Origin of the sequence: Kamptonema sp. UHCC 0994 (genome assembly GCF_029167235.1) — a bacterium.
Taxonomy (GTDB): domain Bacteria; phylum Cyanobacteriota; class Cyanobacteriia; order Cyanobacteriales; family Microcoleaceae; genus Kamptonema.
The window spans coordinates 40,897-58,686 of sequence record NZ_JARFTR010000207.1; the positions used below are offsets into that span (position 1 = coordinate 40,897).

General features: G+C 42.0%; 14 protein-coding genes and 1 tRNA gene. 4 read left to right on the plus strand and 11 right to left on the minus strand.

Going from position 1 to position 17,790, the window contains the following annotated elements; all coding sequences use genetic code 11:
• Positions 1 to 6: 6 nt before the first annotated feature.
• The 3 genes from PY364_RS18700 to PY364_RS18710 form a co-directional block, all read right to left on the minus strand.
• Positions 7 to 1,131 carry a 2OG-Fe(II) oxygenase gene (locus PY364_RS18700; RefSeq protein ID WP_275524749.1) on the minus strand — a complete coding sequence of 375 codons (1,125 nt, stop codon included), beginning with the start codon at positions 1,129 to 1,131 and terminating at the stop codon, positions 7 to 9.
• A 176-nt stretch (positions 1,132 to 1,307) separates the two neighbouring features.
• Positions 1,308 to 2,105: a Ycf66 family protein gene (locus PY364_RS18705; RefSeq protein ID WP_275524750.1), complete on the minus strand. Its 798-nt coding sequence runs from the start codon at positions 2,103 to 2,105 to the stop codon at positions 1,308 to 1,310.
• Between the two features lie 278 nt (positions 2,106 to 2,383).
• Positions 2,384 to 2,503 (minus strand): photosystem II reaction center X protein, encoded by a 120-nt coding sequence (locus PY364_RS18710; protein WP_275524752.1) that lies wholly within the window; start codon positions 2,501 to 2,503, stop codon positions 2,384 to 2,386.
• 183 nt (positions 2,504 to 2,686) lie between these two features.
• On the opposite strand from PY364_RS18710, the gene PY364_RS18715 reads away from it, so the two are divergent.
• On the plus strand, positions 2,687 to 2,968 hold the full coding sequence (locus PY364_RS18715) for a YggT family protein (protein WP_275524810.1): 282 nt from the start codon (positions 2,687 to 2,689) through the stop codon (positions 2,966 to 2,968).
• 58 nt (positions 2,969 to 3,026) lie between these two features.
• Here PY364_RS18715 and accC read toward each other — a convergent pair whose 3' ends face one another.
• On the minus strand, positions 3,027 to 4,382 hold the full coding sequence (gene accC, locus PY364_RS18720; protein WP_275524754.1) for an acetyl-CoA carboxylase biotin carboxylase subunit: 1,356 nt from the start codon (positions 4,380 to 4,382) through the stop codon (positions 3,027 to 3,029).
• 249 nt (positions 4,383 to 4,631) lie between these two features.
• On the opposite strand from accC, the gene PY364_RS18725 reads away from it, so the two are divergent.
• A tRNA-Leu gene (locus PY364_RS18725) sits at positions 4,632 to 4,712 on the plus strand.
• Positions 4,713 to 4,720: 8 nt separating this feature from the next.
• Here PY364_RS18725 and PY364_RS18730 read toward each other — a convergent pair.
• Positions 4,721 to 4,936: a hypothetical protein gene (locus PY364_RS18730; protein WP_275524756.1), complete on the minus strand. Its 216-nt coding sequence runs from the start codon at positions 4,934 to 4,936 to the stop codon at positions 4,721 to 4,723.
• A gap of 36 nt (positions 4,937 to 4,972) precedes the next feature.
• On the opposite strand from PY364_RS18730, the gene PY364_RS18735 reads away from it, so the two are divergent.
• Entirely contained in the window at positions 4,973 to 5,185 is a 213-nt protein-coding gene (locus PY364_RS18735) for a hypothetical protein (RefSeq protein ID WP_275524811.1), read from the plus strand.
• 72 nt (positions 5,186 to 5,257) lie between these two features.
• Here the strand turns inward: PY364_RS18735 and PY364_RS18740 are convergent, their stop codons facing one another.
• From PY364_RS18740 to PY364_RS18760, 5 genes are read right to left on the minus strand one after another with little or no spacing between them, the layout of a single operon-like run.
• Entirely contained in the window at positions 5,258 to 7,069 is a 1,812-nt protein-coding gene (locus PY364_RS18740; RefSeq protein WP_275524758.1) for an RluA family pseudouridine synthase, read from the minus strand.
• 18 nt (positions 7,070 to 7,087) lie between these two features.
• On the minus strand, positions 7,088 to 10,741 hold the full coding sequence (locus tag PY364_RS18745; RefSeq protein WP_275524760.1) for a helicase: 3,654 nt from the start codon (positions 10,739 to 10,741) through the stop codon (positions 7,088 to 7,090).
• Complete coding sequence (locus PY364_RS18750) at positions 10,741 to 13,767, minus strand: hypothetical protein (RefSeq protein ID WP_275524761.1); 3,027 nt, start codon at positions 13,765 to 13,767, stop codon at positions 10,741 to 10,743. The genes PY364_RS18745 and PY364_RS18750 overlap by 1 nt, the downstream gene beginning before the upstream one ends.
• 10 nt (positions 13,768 to 13,777) lie before the next feature.
• Positions 13,778 to 14,047: a YciI family protein gene (locus PY364_RS18755; RefSeq protein WP_275524763.1), complete on the minus strand. Its 270-nt coding sequence runs from the start codon at positions 14,045 to 14,047 to the stop codon at positions 13,778 to 13,780.
• 34 nt (positions 14,048 to 14,081) lie between these two features.
• Positions 14,082 to 14,507 carry a DUF29 family protein gene (locus PY364_RS18760; RefSeq protein WP_275524764.1) on the minus strand — a complete coding sequence of 142 codons (426 nt, stop codon included), beginning with the start codon at positions 14,505 to 14,507 and terminating at the stop codon, positions 14,082 to 14,084.
• A 132-nt stretch (positions 14,508 to 14,639) separates the two neighbouring features.
• Here PY364_RS18760 and PY364_RS18765 point away from each other — a divergent pair, with 132 nt between their 5' ends.
• Positions 14,640 to 15,215, plus strand: coding sequence for a Uma2 family endonuclease (locus tag PY364_RS18765; RefSeq protein WP_275524766.1), 576 nt, complete (start codon positions 14,640 to 14,642; stop codon positions 15,213 to 15,215).
• Here the strand turns inward: PY364_RS18765 and pheT are convergent.
• Complete coding sequence (gene pheT, locus PY364_RS18770) at positions 15,212 to 17,695, minus strand: phenylalanine--tRNA ligase subunit beta (protein ID WP_275524768.1); 2,484 nt, start codon at positions 17,693 to 17,695, stop codon at positions 15,212 to 15,214. The two genes, PY364_RS18765 and pheT, sit on opposite strands and share 4 nt — an antisense overlap.
• Positions 17,696 to 17,790 lie beyond the last annotated feature (95 nt).

The following is a 17,790-nucleotide window of genomic DNA, read 5'->3' on the forward strand; positions in this document are numbered from 1 at the left end:
CCATTCTCAAACTGGCTCCCCGATTCTGGATGGTGGCTCGTTAGCAAGATAGTGGAAATTGGCTTCGCGCACTTTAGCATCCTCGTCATTATAGAAAAACGACAAAAGAGCAAAACGTTGACCCCTAGTTACTGGTGTCGCCTCATGCAACACGGAGCAAGAAAAGACGATCGCACTTCCCGTCTCGGCTCGATAGCCGTTAGGCCCGTACTCTGGAAACCGTAGATATCCGCCCGTGTATTCTCCTACATTTAGGTTGAGAGTCATGGCAAAGCGTCGGTGCAGCGTACCTTTGCTAGTGTTATCTCGGTGGGATCTGAAGTAGCCGCCACTATCAGCATCATAACAACCTACAAGATAGCGTTCAAACCTAGTTATTTTAAACTGAAATGCCTTTTCTACCTCCGGGCAAACGCGACGAACGATCGCATCACTTAACTTTTGTTGTAATTTAGGCTCCTGAATAAAGACATCTTGTCGCTTCTTGAAACTATCGTCTAACAAACCTACAGTTTTCCCGTCTATTTGCCTCATAAAACCAGAGGGACTACCGCCTTCAGCTTGATAAAAATCAATCAAGCTACGGCAAAAAGCTTTGTCCAAAACGTTAGGAATTACTAAGACTGGCGCGTGTCTGGTTGCGGGGCGGGCTTCTTCAACCGGGGGCAAAGCTTTGAAAAAACGCAAGACTTGCTCGGCGTGTTGAGCGGGATCGCCCATAGAGAAACGGTTTAATATTTGGAGGTTTTCGTTAAGAACGAAGGTACAAGGAGCATATTGAATGCCAGTAGTTTCTCCTTGCTCAACAGTTTGGCAAACACCGTACTTATTACTTACAGTTTTGTCGAAGTCCCAGAAAAAGATGAAGTCAGGGGCGATTTCTGAGGGTCGGTTGTACTCTTTGTCGGCAGAATCTATGCTGACACCGAAAAATAAGACTTGTAATTGCTCAAATTCCGCTCGCAGATTTTGGAAGGATTTAAGCATTAGTTGGATTGGATCAAAGGCACTACTGCCAAAGAAAAACAGCACGATCCGCCGACCTCCAACGGTAGAGAAATGAAACAACGGGTTAACTGTGGAGGCAAGGGAAAACCAAGGGGCGGGATCGCCAATTTCAAGTAATCGCATAGTCAGTTTTCTGTCAATCTGTCAATCTTTAATTCTTAATAGTTGTTTTTTATTTGTTTCTTGTTCCCGGTTTTTCTATTTTAGTTAAGAGGGTAGGGGGAAATTTTTATCTTTCTCCCCCATTAGCAATTACCAATTACCCATTAGCAATTACCAATTACCCATTACCCCTGTGCTTATGAGTCAAAATTAGTCGAATTGTTAGGATCATCATTGGGATAGTCTACGGGTCGATATTCAACGTAGTCTGCTGGCGTTGCGTCTTCGCTACCTCTACTCCGGCGCGGTCTAGATTCTTCAGGAGAACGGCTCCTTTTTGGTCTTGTGCTAGTTTCGGGGTTGGGGATCTCTGACCCAGGGGGGCGGGTGTTGCGTGTGCGAGTAGGTTTGTCTTCGCGATCGCCCCCTTCCCAGTCATCAGGTCTATCTGTTGTGGGACTTGCGGGACGCACTGGCCGCCTCCTGGACTTTTCTCCCAAATCTGGTCTTGGTGTACTGTTACTACGAGTTGATGGGCGGCGGCGGGGTTCTTCGTCGTAGCTGTCCCGCGTCGAACGAGGATCTTGACTGGCCCTAATTCGAGGACGGGGAGGATAATCTTCTTCTGGTTCAAGTCGCTCTACCTCAGCGTCATAACTGTCATAAGCGTAGGCATTACTGACAGGTCGCTCTTCATCTACTATTTGGTTGCGACTCTTGGCCCCGGCGGTTGCAGCACCCCGTAGGTTGACGCTTTCTACTGCAAAGAAGATGGCGGTACCAGAAAGAAGGAACTGACCGAAGGCCAGAATTGGGTCTAGCCGCCATCCTTGAAATAGCAGAATACCGCCGCACAACAAGCCTACGGCGGCAAAGAAAATATCGTGATCTCGCGCTAGTTTGGGCTTCCAAGATCGCAGAAAGTACAGGCCTGCGCCGGCCACTGCTAGGACGATTCCTAGCAGACTGCTCCAGTTCAATCCAAAATTAACCATTAGCCTTTCTCCTATGTCAGTCCTAATGTTAACGATTTAGACATAAAACCTCTACTGAGATTAAGCCGATCGGACTTACGCTCATGGGCCCAGAAACCGGGTTTTTTACGAAAATACTTCGTTGTAGACTACAGATTCGATAAAAACCCGGTTTCTTTGGTCGGAGTGCGTAAGCCCTGGCTTATAAGTACAAGGAAGAAGGAAGAGCGTTAACTGTTGACCATCGACCGTTCACTGTTTTTCAGTTAACAGTTAACAGTTAACCCATTCCCAACCTTTTAGGTGCGCTTGATCTTATCTTTCTGGCTGATAAAGAGTAGTGCGACTGTTCCAGGAATTAATACAAGCCCAGCACCCCAAAGCAGACTGTACAAAAAGTTAGCTAGTGAAGGAGTCATAGATCCAAAGCCCTCTATTACAAGAATTTGATTTTTATTAATTTTATAATAGGACTTACGCAAAAGTATTTGTAACGCCGCCTTCTAGGCGGTATAAGGAACCCGCCCAGAGGGCGGCGTTACGCAAACAGGTTAAAATTATGAGGAAGTTACTTTACAAAACTTAAGATATTGATGGCTGACATGAGTTCTATTACTATTGCGAGTTGGATACTGGGCTTTGTTCTGGTGGTGATGACTTTGCTGTTTATTTTCCGCATTGTCCTGACTTGGTATCCGCAGATAAGCTTGAATCGACTACCGTTTAGCCTCATTGCTTGGCCGACGGAACCGTTGTTAATCCCGATGAGGAAGATTGTACCTCCGATTGGGGGTGTGGACATCACGCCGATTATTTGGGTAGGTATTGTCAGTCTCCTGCGGGAGATGCTGTTGGGTCAGCAAGGATTGCTGACGATGATGTAATTGGTTAGGTTAACTGTTAACGGTTAACGGTTAACGGTTAACGGTTAACGGTTAACGGTTAACGCTTGTTTTGACGCATCCACTCTTCAACGAAATTGGTGTAAACTTCGCCGGCAAGGAAAGCGGGGGTTTCTAGGATTTTTTGATGGAAGCCGATAGTCGTGGGTACGCCGGTGATCGCGCATTCTCGGAGGGCGCGTTTCATCCTGCGGATGGCTGTGGGGCGATCGCGTCCCCAGACGATCAATTTACCAATCAAAGAATCATAATAAGGCGGGATCTCATAATCTGTGTAGACGTGAGAATCCATCCGCACGCCGGGGCCGCCGGGGGGTAAATAACCGCTGATTCTACCGGGATGGGGACGGAAGTTATGGTCTGGATCTTCGGCATTGATACGGCATTCTATGGCGTGCCCGTTCATTACAACTTGGTTTTGTGACAGTTGCAATTTTTCGCCTTGGGCGATGCGAATTTGTTCGGCGATTAGGTCGAGGCCGGTAATCATTTCAGTGACGGGATGTTCTACTTGGATGCGGGTGTTCATTTCCATGAAGTAGAATTTGCCGGATTTGTCAAGCAGAAATTCGACAGTTCCTGCGCCTGTGTAGTTGATAGATTTGGCAGCTTTGACAGCCGCATGACCCATTTTTTCTCGCAGTCTGGGAGTAAGGGCGGGGCTGGGGGCTTCTTCTAGGAGTTTTTGATGCCGCCGTTGGATGGAACAGTCTCTTTCGCCTAGGTGAATGACGTTACCGTGAGAGTCGGCGAGGATTTGAATTTCGATGTGGCGAGGGCATTCGATGAATTTTTCTAGGTAAATCCCTGGGTTGCCAAAGGCTGCATCAGCTTCACCTTGGGCGGCGGCTAGGAGTTTGGGGAGTTCGCATTCTTCTCGAACTAGCCTCATGCCGCGCCCACCGCCGCCTGCTGTGGCTTTGATCATTACGGGATAGCCAATTTCACGGGCGATCGCGATCGCTTCAGCTTCGTCTTTTAGCAATCCGCCGCTACCGGGGACTGTGGGCACTCCCACTCGCTGCATGGTTTCTTTGGCTGTCGATTTGTCGCCCATCGATCGCATGGCTTCTGGAGAAGGGCCGACGAAGACGATCTGGTGATCGGCACAAATTTCGGCAAATTTGGCATTTTCCGCTAGGAAGCCGTAGCCGGGATGAATGGCTGTGGCATTGCGGGTGAGGGCGGCGGCGATGATATTGGGGATGTTCAAATAGCTTTTGCTGCTGGTGGGTTCACCTATGCAAACGGCTTCGTCCGCTAATTGGACATGGAGGGCGTGACGATCTATGGTGGAGTGTACCGCGACGGTTGGAATCCCCATCTCTTCGCACGTGCGGATGATACGGAGGGCGATTTCTCCGCGATTGGCAATTAAGAGTTTGGAAAACCCCATCTTTGGTACTTGTGACTTTGCGATCTGTAGAATAGACCTTTTAAGTATATTGTGGTAGTGGATTTTACCCAAAATCTAATTTAAAAAATTTGTTGCACAATTTTATGGTTTTGGTGTTAAGATTGTAAATCGGCAGCGATAAAGTGAAAAGTATGAGCTTGCAACTTCTGGGGCTGAAGAAAAATCTTCAACTCAAAACCGCGCAGTATTGCGAGGTAGGAAGCAATCTCAAAACTTAAAGCTTAAAAAGCGGATGTGGCGGAATTGGTATACGCGCACGTTTGAGGGGCGTGTGGCTTGTCCTTGCGAGTTCGAGTCTCGCCATCCGCATTTATGGGTTAGGTAATTAGTAGTTGGTGATTGCTAAGGTCTAACACTTTGGAACTAATACCTGCTGGACAAGACTGGGGCGATCGCGTTTTCCAGTCTTGTTTTTTTAGAGAGTGCGGCGATCGCGTGCCAATTTCTGGTATCTTGATAAAGTAAGCAGCACTCGTCGGGATTGCATCTAAGAAATTAAAATTTGAGTTAGAAAAGCTGCTGGAAATACCCATAATTTGAAGTAATGGGGATTTGTCAATCAGTGGAGTATTAAAGGGATGCAATCTCAGGAAAATTTGAATAGCGCCAGTGTTGAAGAAGTGGTAAAGCGGATCTTTATCAATCGCAAGATTACTCGCGCCGATCAGAGAAGGTTTATGGCGGCGATGATGTCAAAGGATGCTTTGACTGTGGAAGAACATGAGCAAATTGACCGAGTTTTTGATGGTTTGCGGCGCGGAGTTTTGAGGGTTGTAGATTAGGTGTATTAGCGAATCTCGCCCTAGGTATCGCGTTTTGAGGTGGTTGAGGAATAATTACTGAACTTTATTGGGTTAAAAAGGAGTTTCTATCTCTAAATTAATGTTTTTCCCTAACTGCGGATGCTGAAAATAAAGCTCCCTTGCGTGTAAGTGTAACCTATTTGCTGCGGTCTGACATCCATAGAGACGATCGCCTAAAATTGGTATTCCTAAACCTCTTTTATCTGACGCATGAACCCGAATCTGATGAGTACGACCGGTTAACGGCATAAACTCAATCCGAGTAAAATTTCCTTCCCTTTTCATCACTTGAAAACGAGTTAAACTGGGTTTCCCGTATTCTATATTTACTTGCTGATAGGGGCGATGTTCAGGATCTCCCCATAGTGGCAATGAAATCTCGCCACCATCATTTATTACATTACCATAAAGTACCGCTTCATAAATCTTTTTAACTAATTTATGTTGAAATTGACGGCTTAATTCCCGATAAATTGGTAGGGAACGAGCTAATAGCATAATTCCTGAAGTTTCCATATCCAAACGATGAACAGGGATAATATTTATGCCATCCGGTAACAACTGACGTAAGCGACTTAAAACGCTATCTTGTCTATCGCGATAACGACCAGGAACAGAAAGTAAACCTGATGGCTTGTTTACAGCTATTAGCCATTCATCTTCATAAATAATTGGTAAATTTTCTGTTATGGTAGGGAAACGGCATTGCCTTTTCCCTACTGCGATCTGATTTTCAGAGGTTTCTAAAAAACAATTTTGAGACAAACCTGATAGTAAAAATCCCATCAAGGGCTGACAGCGCTCCGCGCAAGCTCCATAAAATTCTCCCTGAATTTTATCAAGATTTATTGATGAATTTCCCCACCAAAACTCTGCCATTGCTAAGGGTTTAAGGTTATTTATAGCTGCATAGTGGAGTAACTTCGGCGCACAACAATCTCCAGTACCCGTAGGCATTAAACCAGTTGGCATTAATTCTTGTAAGGAACGAGACTGGCCTGCAAAATTAGCGATACTGTAAGCAGCATACATCTGAGTTTGTAGTTGCTTTGATAGAGTTTTTCGCTGTTGTTTCAGTTGAGTAATTCTGGCATTAGCATTGTCAATTATCGCCTTTAATGGCTGCAATTTTTCATTTTGATCTCGTTTAAGGTTACGCCTTTCAATTCCATCTTGTTGACTTTTTTGATCGAGGTTTTCGAGAGCTAAATTAAGTGCTTCATCTGTGAGGGTTTGGGAGATAAGTTGACGTTTTTCCTGTCGCTGTTGTTTGCAACTGCGATGACGTTCGCTCATTAATTTTAACTGTTGTTCAAACTCGCTAGATAATGTTTGGTATTGTTGCCATTGCGGAAGTTGTTTTAGGGTAATTATCTCTTGTTTAATAGCATCTAATTCAGCTAAGGTATAAGCTTCTTCTAATGCTACTTTATCGCGTCCCGGAATTGGTGGAACCCAGCCATCAATAGTATGAGAACCATTGAGAAGGCCTGAGAATGCTTTGAGTACCCGTTGTTCGCCATTAGGCATTTTAACTAATAGTATCCCATACATTTTACCTTCGCGGGAATAATCATTATTATTGGCTAATTGCTGCATTAAACCTTTAGCAATTGCTTCAGCTATGGGAGTGCGGGGAAGTTTGAGTAATTCACCATTTTGAGGGGAGATTCCTTCGTAGTAATAGGTAGGATATGAGTTATGCAAAGAAACCGGGTTTCTCTGAAAAATCTTTGCTTTCTCAACTAGATATTGAGGAAGAAACCCGGTTTCTGGCTGGAAGTGGGTAAGTCCTGTAGAATATAAGTTATTGATAGTAGCATTTTGGTCAATAAAATCTGAGATGGGGTGAAGGTTTATCATAATTAATGATATCAGATGTTAATCCTTAGACAAAATCAAGTTAAGTACGTTTAACTCGTTAGAAGTCAAAAGATATTTATCTGTAAAAATCTTTTCCCTACTTTGTTCTAAACTGTAACTTCTAAACACAATAAACGGGAAATCTTGATATTTATGTCCGATTGGCATTACACTACCTACAGGGTAGAGCGAGCGCATATAAGCCGACAAAATCTCTCGAAACTGCCTGTCTTCCGGTTCTTCCAGCCTGCTGTCAGCAAAATACTCCTGCATTTCCTCCCCGCTAACGAAGGCAAACAGCGGTATGGCATAATAGCGATCGAACTGCTGGCTAAACTGTTCAAAATACTGAGTTTTTTCCACATCGCTGTTGAGAAATTGGACTAATTCGATCGCACCTCCTCTAATAGCCGATATTACATTCTCCGGGTACGACTTGCTATCCCTAATCCGATACATTTTTTGCAGCAACTGATTATCTACACATTTTTTAATTTTCTGATGCAGCGATATCTGGTACTTTTCTGCCAACTTTTTATTAGCTAGAGGTACTACCAACAAACTACCACAAACATGACCAATCTCTAGATGATCGTAACTCAGCAAACCTGCAAGAGGATTGCACTTTTCCAAAAACTTGCGATTAAAATCATCCCGCATTTCCAGGTAAGAATCGCCCTTGTGACGCGAGTTGTCAGAATTTGTCAAAACAAACTCCCCACGATCTAAAAGTTCTTCTAAACTCGTATAAACCTCCTTTAATAACATATCTCCTCGTTGGCTTTCGCTCTTTAAAGTCTTAATTAAAGAAGCCATCTTGTTACTAAAAGTATCGCCCACCGCGGAAACCGACTTACCACCGATGGGAATCATCAAAAACTTTTCCCTACCTAAATAACCATATCCCAAAATTCGCGTCATTACCGCCGTCTTCAGAATCAGCAGTAAATTTAACAAATTCAATTTACTTTCTTTTAAAGAAAGTTCCGCATCATCAGCATAATAAACTGCTGTATCAGACAGGTAAAAAAACAACTCCTTATCTTCACCATCAAGGGTTTTCCCATGTTTATCTTCCCCGCGTCCCCGATAAATCACCTGTATCACTTCCATCAGATTTTTCTCAATCTGGAAGCGGGGAATATCAACTAAAATATGTTTTGTTTTCGGGAACGATAAGCCGCGACTTCCCGATGCAGTCATAAAGATAACTTTAGCTGTATCTTTACACTGCTGTATTTTTTGTTTTTCCTGTTCCGAGATACTAGCGTGAATTTCTAGATAATCGGTAAACTGCTCAAATTTGCCGCGACTATCTCGAATTCGAGCGATTAATTCTGCCAATCTTTGCTTGTTTTGAATATAGACTATAATTTGTTCAACACCAGGTAAGGCTAATTTGGTTTCGATATCTGCAACTATTTCTGATTGTACTCTTTTTACTAAATTAGTATTCTCCTTTAAAGACACATCTTCATTATATCTAACAGTTTCTACAAATACCTTGTAAGTTATCTGCAAACTGCGGGCTGGGTAGGAATTCGCATTGATGGCCCTTGCAGGTAGCCCTTTGAATTCAAAAGGAATGGTTTGTAAAGGTGCAATTACATCCGAATTTTTTGGTAACTTTTTAAAGTAGATTTTATCCGGTTCTGGGGATGTATTTTCAAGGTGTTGTTTAATCACATCGGAGTCAACTATCGAAGCATCTGCTACAATAATTTTAGTATTAAAACCATGTTCCGGCTTGTACAATTCATGTTTTTTGACAATCTTGGCAATTCCGGCTAAAAACTCAACGCCACCGTCATCTCCAGTAATTTCATCTATCATAATGAAAATGTGTTTGATGCGACTAGATATTTCTTGCATCTTGGCGGGTATGACTAATTTTTCTCGTTTGTTATAAGTATCTTGAAATATCTTTTCTAAATAATCTAGGGTGTTTTGTCCATTTTCTTTCATTCTTAAAGATTGGATAGATACCGTAGCGACAATATTGTTAGAGGTTTTACAGTTTATCAGGCTATAAATTCCATTGCAAATGCTATTTAGCACTCCCATAGTTTTGACGCTAGCTGGTTGAATTACGGTTTCATTCTTTCTTTCGATTTGTCGTTGGTGGTATTCTTTTGTCTTATTTTCTGGATTGTCTTGAAGAAAATGAACTGTTTGTTTTGTGAAGTTTTTCCTATGGCTATTCGATGCGTACTTGACTGTAAGCCGACCACCATTACTTGCAATAATGTCGGAATTTGTGTTAATACAAAATAGCCGCTCGTCGCACAGCAACCCAGTGTTTTTATCTATGAATTTCTCGATAATATCTAAGTTTACTTGCTTGCGGGGACTGACGTAGAAGAATAGGAAACCGTCATGGATATGTTGTTGGAGAAATTTTGCGATCGCCGTAGTTTTCCCAATTCCCGGATTCCCCGTCAAAAAGATATAGGTTTCATCAGATTGAAGCGCTTTCACAATCAATTCAGCATGAGCATTTCTCAGATGTAATCCGCGATAAATTTGCAAATCATCTGCCAGTTTATCTGAGATAATATCTATTGAATTCTCAAAATCGTCGATTCTCTCTGTATGACATACAGGTTCAGTGACATTTTTCCCAATTCCTAATAGAGAATTGACAAATTTTCGGCCTTCTTTGAAACTGCGAGCCGCGTTAAATTGAATAACATCCAAAACTTCGCTGCGGGAGTCACTAATTTCCTTGTTGGTAGGTTCGTTTTTGTAAATCTGGGCGCAAGTTGCTAACAACTTAAGTTTGTCCTTTCGTAGGGAAATAGCGCTAATATTGCGATCGCCATAACCCACCACATTCAACAAAACGTCAGCCTCACTTGAAATTATACCAGTTTGTTCCAGAAATCCATAAAAGCTGTGAGCATAGCTACCAGCCTGAATTAACTTCGTACTTTCCTTATCCTTATACTTAAAAGCTGTAAAAAAGCGTTTTAAATCCTCCGAGAAATCCACACCTAAAGTGCTCGTATCCATCCGCAGATTAGAAAACACACTTTTCGATCGCAAATAACTAATTTCTCTGAGTAAATATTTTCTGATCGCCTCTATTTCATTGATATCCTCCGGTTTTGGAGCTAACATCGGAGAAAACACAGACAAATCAACGCAGAGAATTCTAAAATCATTCCCGTGTTGTAACAGGATGAGCGTATCAGCTTGCAAAAACTCGCCTTTTTTCGAGTAGCGCCGGATGTACGAGTTAATTTCATCATCTGATAAACTAAGTTTGGTAGTTTTTAACTGAGATAATAGTTCTTTAAACGCTTCTTTTTCACCTTTTTTATAGGTTCTGATACTATTAGCATCACTAAAACTACAATGACAATACAAAATTTGCAATCTGTGCAAATTCCAGCCAGTAGATTTGACGTACTCCCGGAAAAAATTCAACCCACCAAGAAAGCCTTTTTGAACAAAAAACAGGCTCCATTTTTCAACAACTTGAGCATCTAGACTAGCCAGCAGATTAGCTTCTTTGATTATTTCCGCCATCATCTTTGGCAATTTGAGCTGCTGCAAATCCCGACTGTAAGAATCACCAAAATTGTGAGCCAGCTTTTCCTTTTTAATATATGCCAGAATCCCGATATTGAATCCCACCTCAAACAGCCGTCCAAAATCTTCACTTATCATTATTTTGCACCTCTCTCAGTTACGCTCAATACTTCTCTTACCTTATTCAAAAAAGCCAGCGAGTTAAACTCTGCACTCCCGCCCGCATGACTAAATATAGATAGATTACCAACCGAATCATCGCCGATAATATGAGAGTATGGATCGAGTTTCAAACTAATCTGTTGACGGGCTTCATACCTGGAAAAGTGGAATATGGTTAAATAGTGTAGTAAAGTATCTTTAATTTCACCATCATACATCAAACCTTGGCGAATATCTTGGTCATCCAGAATGCCTTCATATATATTCAATAGTGTCGAGTAAGAAATCACACCATTGTAAAAGTTCTTTTCCCCTTGTTCTACTCTGATACCATTAAACAAATTGAAAAACATCACAGCTTGTTGACTGGGATCTTTTGATAAACTTTCCAGTTCCGTTGTATCCTGAATGTAGAAAGATTCTCCCTTGTGTCCTTTCAGACTGCGGACGTAATATTTATCAAAAAATATCGGATAAATCCTGATATCTTGTCGCTCTCCTTTTAAAATTTCAATCAGCTTTTTCGACATGAAAAATAATTCTTCATCTTCATCTGTCTGGGTAATGTGCAGCGTGCTTGTATAAGGTGCTTGTGCAATATACAGGAAATTGCGATAGCCATACTTGTAGAGTTGGCTGACAGTATCTTCGAGGATTGATGGCTGAGTATAAAGGTTTTGAACGCTGTAGTTTTCTGATAATGTTTTTAGCATTCCGACTTGAATTGTATCCTCTGATAGGCGTTTGATTCCCGCAACTTCACCTAACAAACAGGTTTTTCTCTGAAAGCGATCGCTATTACCTTTTTTCGCATCACTTTCGCAACTGGAGACGACAATAATTGCTAAATTATCCAACTCTGGAGATAGTGGAACATTCCTGAATTTAAACTTTTTAGGAAGAATTGAATAGAGGGAACTTAAACCATTGCGGATACTGAAACCATTGGGTTTTCCCTTGATGCGAAACCCTTGAGAAGTCGATCGGTATTTTTCACTAAAAAGATGAGACAATGTTTTGGAAACGTTAGCCATAAACTTTTCCGACGGCGAAGGGTGATTGTGGTCGCATTCGTGAAGTCTCACCATCGGAATAAACAAATTCTTTTTCTGATTGTGTAACAAGATTTCCAAGCAAATATAAGACAGCAGTGAAATAGAGAATTTGTAAACAAATCCTGCTTCTGGTTTCAAACCTTCCTGGCTGTCTAAACGTCTATTGTTATAGCAAAATAACAGCATTTTATACTGCTTGAAAGAGTTGTCACATACGCTCATTAGACTTTCGGGAACCCACATTACAGGCAAAGCATTAATGCCCTTAATGTTGTATTCTATACTGAAATTTTGAAATTCATCAGTAGAAAAATAACGGACATCTTCAATTATGATATTGACTGGTAGTTGACAGATAGCTGTTTCGTTGATGCTCGATTCTTCAACAGTGATATACTGAAGTGCTTGCTTGGGATTTCGTTGCAGAACATCATTAAAAAATCGACCTGTCGTTAAAGCGTTATCGAGGTCTTCTAGAATGCCTCTTTTGATGCTGATATGTCGCGGCTCTGTGCGACTTGGCAAAATTGTTTCGCGATCTAAAAACTTTCTTAAGAGTTGTTTTAAACGCTCTATTTTTACTTCAACATGATATGTATTTAAGCCTTTTATGATGCCTCGAAATATTCCCTTTTTCTTTTCTTCATCAGAATCTCTGAGTACAGACCTTACTGCTTCAAAGCTTTGTCTAGGATCGTAAGTTAATTCAGATTCAGGGTTGTAATCGGGTGCTAAGGGATTGCTCCGAGAAGCAAATACAAAATAGTACAAGAATGCTATTTTTAATACCTTGCGAATAAAGGTTTCGCTAGTGTAGCTATCCGCCAATTCAGCTTGGTGTTCCTCACTTTCAGGATTTAGCAAATTCAGGTTATAGTCAAACACAGGTTCACCGCCGCGTGCTTGAACTTCGTTGCCAAATTTCATTTTTAAACCAAAAATATATTTACGTTCGCTCAAATGGCTGTCTGTGGTTTCTCCTAAATAGCCTGCTACAATTGGAATGATGGGAAGTGCATCTAAGGCTTCCGCTCTGGAAAACATATCTCTGTAGTTAACTGTGACACCAGCATAATTGACATTATAATAGCCGTCATCTTTTGTGAGATCGCTAATGTATTCTTCGATCCACCTAAGCCGTCGTATCAATTGTTCTAAATAGATAATACCAACACTATCTGTGTTGCTAGTGCGGAGGTGTTCTAGTAGATACTCCAAGTAGGTAATTTTAGCTTCTTTTTTTAGCTTCCCTAGAGTTTCTTTGTCTACAATTTTGAGCAACTTGTGAAAATCAGAATTTCCATTTTTAACCTCCTCATCAAGCCGATGACGCAGTTCTTGCTTATCGCTTTCACTCTCAGCATTTTCATTAATGTAATTTTGTAAACCCTCCTTGAGTTGTTGCTGAAAGATGTCTGAATCTCGCACGGTGATAGTCAATTTATGCAGCTTCAAAATTGCCGTTGTCCCAACAGTATTTGGGCGCTGCAAAGTTAGCTTCTTTTTCGCTAAGATAGGAGAGGATTTGGCAAAATCGTATTTGAAACCTAATTCTTGACCGCTTCCCTGAAAAACTGGTGATTCTAAAGGCTCAATTAAGTTAGAGACGAAATCTGCAATAGCATCATTACCTCCCACAGCAGATGCTAAATGTTGACGCAAACAATCTCTAATTTGTCTAATTTGATTGCCAAATTTAGTTTCAACTTCCCCTGGAAAATTGACTGTAGCAGAACGTGCTTGGCGTTCAAAAGAACCCAAGGGAGGAATGATTTGTAATTGGGAGACTTCATTGGCAATTGCATCAATATCAATTACCAGGCGATAGTTATCACTTGACCGACTAAAAGGATTTTGACTCTGCAAAACTCCTAAGATTTTATCCAGTAAATCACCATAGTCCACTGGAATTAAATCATCGTCACCTAGTCTTAAGCTGTTCACCATATTAACTCCTTTAAAAAGCCTGAATCCACTCTTTCACATCATACTCAGTCCAAACCCCATTTTGCCAATAAGGATCGGCCTCCACCCATTGTCTCACACTTGCTTCATCCTCAGCCTCATAAATCGCAAAAACCTTAGTTAAATCCTTAGTTGGCCCAATTGTAATCAACACACCAGACTCTTTTTGCTTCGCCAAACCAGCCAAATGAGCATCCCGAAAAGGCGCACGCTTTTCGATGACATCCTCACAGTAACTTCCCCACATCACATACTTAGTCATAGCCTTCAATCTCCTTAATAATTTAACTTTCAGACTATCGATCTAAAATCAAATCCATTGCCATTGTTATAATATCATCTTCCTTGACCATTTTGGCAATTTCTTCAAAATTATATATCCCTTCAAAAGCTTCTAAAGCCGCCGACTTCAACGCCGACTCATAGGCATCCTGTAAAGTCTCCACTAATTCCTCTTCCGTGAGATAGTTTCCTTTAGCTTTATGCCGTTTGTTAGTACGTTGAATTTGCTTAACTGCATTAAAAATCGAAGTTTCCCAAGACTTAGTAGTGCGGTTTTCAGCAACTTTTTTAATTAAATGCAACAGCAAAATTATACCATAACTAAAAATTTTATTCAGCTTATCAGATTTACTCATTTCTTCCAATTCTTCCACCAGTAGCAGCGCCTCTGCAACCTTGCCTCGGTGCAACAACTCCTTTAATTCCATTAATTCTTCCATAAAGTTTGACGTTCTTGCTATTTAATATGTTACGCTAAATTATAACTTAACACCATATTACTCGTAACGCCGCCCTCTGGGCGGTATCTTAACCACCGAAATGGTCACGTTAAGCAAGTACAGGAGACAGCCATGACAACATTATTAGAAATTCATTTATTTACAGTTCAAGATTATCACCTGATGATAGAAACTGGTATTATTGACGAGGATGAAAAAGTAGAATTACTAACAGGACAAATAGTAAAAATGGCATCCAAAGGAACAGCGCACAATGCAGCAGTAAAACGTACTGTAGAACTATTGCAAGATCGTTTAGGGAAGTCAGTTTTGATTAGCGTACAAGACTCTATTAAATTAAATGATAACTCCGAACCGGAACCAGATATTGCCTTGCTTGTTCGAGATCCACTCTACTACGAAGACCGACACCCAACCCCATCAGAAATTTACTTAATTATTGAAATTGCCGATACAACTCTCAGAAAAGATTGCGGAATCAAAGCCCAAATTTACGCTCAATCAGGCATTATTGATTATTGGGTATTGGATGTCAATGACCGCCAACTCCACGTATTTAGAGAACCGAGTCAGGAAGGCTACAAAAGTGAATTAATACTTGCTGATAGCATGACTATTTCACCTTTGCACTTTCCTGACACTTCCTTTATCGTTAGCGAAATGTTACGGCCATTAACAACAGCCTAACTTCTCAAACTAACAGCGAACTGCTTCACCAGTGCATCGCGAACTTTTTGTTGCACAGGTTCAATATCACCATCAGAAAGAGTGCGATCGCTAACTCGATAAATTAACCGAAAAGCCAAACTTCTTTGACCTTCCGGCACATTCTCGCCGCGATATTCATCAAACAATTCTACCGACTCCAGCAAACTCCCCCCCGCCTTTTTCATCACACCTTCAATCTCAACAACAGAAACATCAATAGGTGCAAATAAAGCTAAATCTCTTTCAGCCGCAGGGTAACTAGAATAAACACTGAATTTCCGAGTCAAATTATCAGCTTCATTCAACGCCGCTAGCAACACCTTCAAATCAAACTCGAAGGCATAAACCGCCTCTGGTAAACCTCGTTCTTGTTGCAATTGCGGGTGTACTTGTCCGAAAATTCCTAAAGGATTACTTTCACCCTTTTTTAATGAATTAGAGAGAATTGATAACCCTGCTGTGCGGCCTGGATGCAGTCGCGAATCACTGCTATCGCTTTGATATTCTACCCTCAAACCCAAGGACTCAAACACACCCTCTAAAATCCCCTTCGCCTCAAACCAAGTCAAAGCGCGATCTCGTCCACCTTGTTGCCATTTCCCTTGAATTGGATCGCCCCCAATAATACCAGCAACCCTGTCCCCTTCCCGCATTTCCTCCCCATTTTTCCAGAAAATACGACCAATTTCAAACCCATTTAATGGGCCATTTCCCTGCTCTAAATTATACTCAAAAGCATCGATCAATCCTGACAACATCTCCGTCCGCAAAGCCGAATACTCAACTAACAGCGGATTAGCCAAAACTACTTGATTTTCCCCCTCAGTTTTCACCAGAGAATAGTGCATTAACTCCGTCAAACCTGAAGCGCGAAAAGCTGCTCTAATATTACGAATTGCAGCATATTCTAATGGTAAAAAACCTGCCGCCGTCTTACTTGGTAAAGTATCACAAAAGCGATCGTAACCGTAAAGCCGCGCAATTTCCTCAATTAAATCAATCTCCCGTTCTAAGTCCCGATGACGATAAACTGGTACCGTCACCGTCCACACTCTTTCCTCAACACTTGGAGCCACACCGCAGCCTAAAGCTGTCAGAATACCCTTAATTTCATCAGGTTGTAGATACTTTTCATAAAGCGTACCTTCGCCCCGTTTAAGTTGTCCTAAAACTTGATTAACTCGATCTAAACGCAATTCTACACTGCGAGTTAAATTTGACTTATCTACACCGATACTGGCACTTTCCTGAACAACAGGGACTCCTTCTGCCAATTCAACAATCAACTTTAAAGCACAGCGGCAAGCTAAAGCTAATTCTGCCTGATTTACCCCCCGTTCGTAGCGAGTAGAAGCCTCACTTCGCAAACCTTGAGAACGAGCAGAACGCCGAATGGCTACAGGCTCAAAAATGGCAGCTTCCAAAACCAAATTCTGCGTACCTTCGTGAACTTCCGTCTCTTCCCCACCCATCACGCCAGCTAGAGCTACAGGCTTGTCATTAACAGTAATTAACAGCGCTTGTGCTTGCAAATTCCGTGTTTGACCGTCAAGAGTTTTCAGTGATTCCCCCGAATTGGCAAAGCGAACGCCAATAGTTAGATCGCTACTACCAGCTACAGTTTCCAACCGATCTCTATCGAAAGCGTGAAGCGGTTGACCCCATTCTAAAAGAATATAATTAGTAACATCAACCACATTACTAATTGGCCTTACTCCCGCCGCTTGTAAACGTTGCTGTAACCAAGTCGGAGAAGGGCCTATTTTCACTTTTTCGATGGCAGTGCCAATGTAAATTGGGCAAGCTTGAGACGGGGAAATATCTATCGCTAAACTTCCACTCTCACCGCCTTCTTTCCCTTGAATTAACACCCCCGCCGCTTCAGGAATTCTCAGATTTGCTCCAGTTAGCGCCGCCACTTCTCTGGCCACGCCCACCATACTCAAAGCATCAGCGCGATTTGCCGTTGCTGTCAAGTCTAAAATGACATCATCTAAACCTAATAATGGCCGAATATCACTGCCTAATTCGGGATTTTCCAGTTCAAAGATGTGAATGCCAGGAGACTCTTTAGCTAGTCCCAATTCCGCCACAGAGCAAATCATCCCCTCAGAAGGAACGCCCCGCAGTTTAGCAGGTTTAATCTTCAAGTCGATATTTGGTAGATAAGTCCCAATAGTGGCGACAGCTACATAGATATCAGCTCTAGCATTGGGAGCTCCGCAAACAATGTTTAACGGTTCACCTTTACCGATATCCACTTGACAGACTCTCAGCTTGTCAGCATTGGGATGTTGCTCGCAAGCAACTATTTTGCCCAATACCACACCATCGGCCCAAGTGCGGCGGTCTTCGATTTCTTCTACCTCAAACCCAGCCATTGTCAGGGTTTCCGCTAGTTCTTCTGGCGTTACGGCGATGTCTACCAGTTCCCGCAGCCAGTTGATAGAGATACGCATTCTTTTGTCCTTTGTCCTCTTTCCATGTCCTTTTCGTAACGTAGCATCCAGAGGGCGACTTAAGCCAAAACTTGCTGGGGACTTAAGCGCCTGAG

Bases quoted from the DNA above. Each gene is read 5' to 3' on its own strand.
- PY364_RS18765 (WP_275524766.1), top strand. From the start codon at position 14,640: ATGACAACATTATTAGAAATTCATTTATTTACAGTTCAAGATTATCAC.
- PY364_RS18715 (WP_275524810.1), top strand. From the start codon at position 2,687: ATGAGTTCTATTACTATTGCGAGTTGGATACTGGGCTTTGTTCTGGTG.
- PY364_RS18740 (WP_275524758.1), bottom strand. From the start codon at position 7,069: ATGATAAACCTTCACCCCATCTCAGATTTTATTGACCAAAATGCTACT.
- PY364_RS18710 (WP_275524752.1), bottom strand. From the start codon at position 2,503: ATGACTCCTTCACTAGCTAACTTTTTGTACAGTCTGCTTTGGGGTGCT.
- PY364_RS18760 (WP_275524764.1), bottom strand. From the start codon at position 14,507: ATGGAAGAATTAATGGAATTAAAGGAGTTGTTGCACCGAGGCAAGGTT.
- accC (WP_275524754.1), bottom strand. From the start codon at position 4,382: ATGGGGTTTTCCAAACTCTTAATTGCCAATCGCGGAGAAATCGCCCTC.
- PY364_RS18745 (WP_275524760.1), bottom strand. From the start codon at position 10,741: ATGATAAGTGAAGATTTTGGACGGCTGTTTGAGGTGGGATTCAATATC.
- PY364_RS18730 (WP_275524756.1), bottom strand. From the start codon at position 4,936: ATGGGTATTTCCAGCAGCTTTTCTAACTCAAATTTTAATTTCTTAGAT.
- PY364_RS18705 (WP_275524750.1), bottom strand. From the start codon at position 2,105: ATGGTTAATTTTGGATTGAACTGGAGCAGTCTGCTAGGAATCGTCCTA.
- PY364_RS18755 (WP_275524763.1), bottom strand. From the start codon at position 14,047: ATGACTAAGTATGTGATGTGGGGAAGTTACTGTGAGGATGTCATCGAA.
- pheT (WP_275524768.1), bottom strand. From the start codon at position 17,695: ATGCGTATCTCTATCAACTGGCTGCGGGAACTGGTAGACATCGCCGTA.
- PY364_RS18750 (WP_275524761.1), bottom strand. From the start codon at position 13,767: ATGGTGAACAGCTTAAGACTAGGTGACGATGATTTAATTCCAGTGGAC.
- PY364_RS18700 (WP_275524749.1), bottom strand. From the start codon at position 1,131: ATGCGATTACTTGAAATTGGCGATCCCGCCCCTTGGTTTTCCCTTGCC.